The sequence below is a fragment of the Hydrogenophaga sp. genome, from assembly GCF_030158645.1.
Lineage (GTDB): Bacteria > Pseudomonadota > Gammaproteobacteria > Burkholderiales > Burkholderiaceae_C > Hydrogenophaga.
The window spans coordinates 1-2,963 of record NZ_JAOASO010000042.1; the positions used below are offsets into that span (position 1 = coordinate 1).

The 2,963-nt window shown below is 65.0% G+C and carries 2 protein-coding genes; both read right to left on the reverse strand.

The features are described from left to right. A partial coding sequence (locus tag Q1W68_RS04665) for a S1 RNA-binding domain-containing protein (protein WP_300715715.1) occupies window positions 1–673 on the reverse strand: 673 nt, incomplete at its 3' end. A gap of 185 nt (window positions 674–858) precedes the next feature. Then, complete coding sequence (locus Q1W68_RS04670; RefSeq protein ID WP_300648255.1) at window positions 859–2,868, reverse strand: bifunctional 3-phosphoshikimate 1-carboxyvinyltransferase/cytidylate kinase; 2,010 nt, start codon at window positions 2,866–2,868, stop codon at window positions 859–861. Window positions 2,869–2,963: the final 95 nt, after the last annotated feature.

Here is a 2,963-nt window from a genome sequence, read left to right on the forward strand (position 1 = left end):
ATGCCATGTCGGTGATGTGCAGCAGACCGTCGATGCCGCCGAGGTCCACGAACGCGCCGTATTCGGTGATGTTCTTGACCACGCCGTGGACGATGGCACCTTCTTTGAGGGTGTCCATCAGCTTGGCGCGCTCTTCGCCCATGGAGGCTTCCACCACGGCACGGCGGCTCAGCACCACGTTGTTGCGCTTGCGGTCGAGCTTGATGACCTTGAATTCCAGGGTCTTGTTTTCGTACGGGGTCAGGTCCTTGGTCGGACGGCTGTCGACCAGCGAGCCCGGCAGGAAGGCGCTGATGCCGTTGACCATGACCTTGAGGCCGCCCTTGACCTTGCTGGAGGTCGTGCCGGTGACGAATTCGCCCGACTCGAGTGCTTTCTCCAGGGACATCCACGACGCGAGGCGCTTGGCCTTGTCGCGCGACAGCAGGGTGTCGCCGAAACCGTTTTCCACGGAGTCGATGGCAACCGACACAAAGTCGCCCACCTGCACTTCGAGTTCACCCAGGTCGTTCTTGAATTCGGCCAGCGGCACATAGGCTTCCGACTTCAGACCGGCGTTGACCACCACGTGGCTGTGTTCGATGCGAACAACTTCAGCGGTGATGACTTCGCCCGAGCGCATTTCGGCGCGTTTCAGGGACTCTTCGAACAGGGCGGCAAAAGATTCAGACATTGAATTTCCTAAAACCACTCAGCGTCGGCGCTTTCAACCAAGGTGACTCGGTTTGCGCGGGGATCGACGTGTGGGCGGCGTTGACATTGCGGTGCGAAACACCGCGGGGTTGGTTGAAAAGAACCTTCAGGCATGCGGGCTGGGAGCGCCCGGCTGTGCCGTCAGGGCCAGAGGTGAAAGCGCGCTCAGTTCCCCGAGAACGCCGTTTTGCCCTGCCACCAGTTCATCACCGTTCTCACCGATTGCTCGATGTCCAGTTCGGAGTTGTCCAGTTTCAAGGCATCTTCGGCGGGCTTGAGGGGCGCGTGTGTGCGGGATGAGTCCCGCAAATCACGCTCTCGCAAGTCTGCCAAAAGACTGTCGATGTTAGCAGCAATTCCCTTTGAAATCAATTGCTTATGGCGCCGTTGGGCGCGCTGTTCGGCGGTGGCCGTCAGGAACACCTTCAAAGCCGCGTCCGGGAAGATCACCGTGCCCATGTCGCGCCCATCGGCCACCAGGCCGGGCAGACGCCGGAAGCTCTGCTGCAAGGCGTGCAGTGCGCTTCGCACGGCGAGGTGTTGCGACACCCGGGAAGCCATGCCGCCGGTGGATTCCAGGCGCAGCGGGTCTGTGATGTCGCGGCCGCCGAGAAACACTTGGTGGTCGCGGAACGCCAGCGGGAGTTGGGCGGCGAGGCGGGCCAGCGCCGGCTCGTCGTCCAGCGAGACGCCAGCGTCTTGTGCTGCGAGCGCCGTGGCGCGGTAGAGCGCACCGGAGTCGAGCAGGTGGTAGCCCAGGCGCTGTGCCAGCTGCGAAGCCAGCGTGCCCTTGCCCGACGCCGTGGGGCCGTCGATGCAGATGACGGGAATCGCCTGGGCCGGCGTGCTGCAGACGTCGAACAGGGTCTCGAAGTAGTCGGGGAAGGTCTTGCCCACGCATTTCGGGTCTTCAATGCGCACCGGCAGGCTCGCCGGGTTGAAGGCGGCGAGCGAGAAGCACATGGCCACCCGGTGGTCGTCGTAGGTGTGGATGCTGGCTGCCCGCCAGGTGGTGGGCGGGGTGATGCGGATGAAATCCGCGCCTTCTTCCACCGTGGCGCCGAGCTTGCGGCATTCGTTGGCCATGGCGGCGATGCGGTCGGTCTCCTTCACGCGCCAGCTGGCGATGTTGCGCAGCGTTGTCGTGCCGTCGGCGTAAAGCGCCATCACGGCCAAGGTCATGGCCGCATCGGGAATGTGGTTGCAGTCCAGTTCGATGGCCTTGAGCGGCCAGGCGCCGCGCCGGATGTGCAGGCGGTTGGCTTCGCCCGTGATCTCGGCGCCCATGAGCCGGGCGGCTTCGACGAAACGGATGTCGCCCTGGATGGAGGCGAGACCCACGCCCTCGATGGTGATGCCCTGGGCACCGGGCGCGATGGCGCCCAGCGCAATGAAGTAGCTCGCCGACGAGGCGTCGCCTTCCACCGGCATGCGCCCGGGCGAACGGTAGCGGCTGCCGGCCGGGATGGTGAAACGCTGCCAGCCGTCGCGCTGCACCTGCACGCCGAAGCGGGTCAGGAGGTTCAGCGTGATCTCGATGTAGGGGCGCGAGATCAGTTCACCGACCACCTCAATCACGATGGCTTGCGGTTGTGCCACCAGCGGCAGCGCCAGGAGCAGGGCCGTGAGGAACTGGCTGGACACGTCGCCCCGCACGCGGATCGGCTCAGACAGTTGCAGCGCCAGAGGTGAGCCTGTGCCGAGCTTGAGTGGTGGATAGCCCTCCTGTCCCAGGCAATCCACCGCACAGCCGAGTTGTCGCAAGGCATCCACCAGATCGCCGATGGGTCGTTCGTGCATCCGCGGCACGCCGCTGAGTTCGAACTCGGCGCCATGGGTGGACGCAAGCAAGGCCAGGGCCGCGGTGAGCGGGCGCATGGCGGTGCCGGCGTTGCCCAGGAACAGCCGCGCTTGCCGCACAGGCAATTGACCGCCCAGGCCGTGCACACGCAAGGTTCCGTCGGGTTGGGGTTCGATGCGGCAGCCGAGCTGGCGAAGGGCGTCCAGCATCACCTGGGTATCGTCCGAGTCCAGCAGGTCGGTCACGTCGGTGTGGCCCTCGCTCAGCGCGGCGAGCAGCAGCACCCGGTTGGAAATGCTTTTCGAGCCCGGCAGGCGCACGGTGCCTCCGGCATGTGTCAGCGGAGGAAGGTCGAGGAAAGGAATGGAGTACATGCGCGGGGACGCGAACAAGCCGCGTGAAGCGGCCTCAGCTCTGGGGCTTGATGGCGGACATGCGCCAATGGGCGCGGGCACTGCTGGCTTGGTCG

Coding starts and splice junctions, on each gene's coding strand:
- Q1W68_RS04670 (WP_300648255.1), bottom strand. CDS start 2,868: ATGTACTCCATTCCTTTCCTCGACCTTCCTCCGCTGACACATGCCGGA.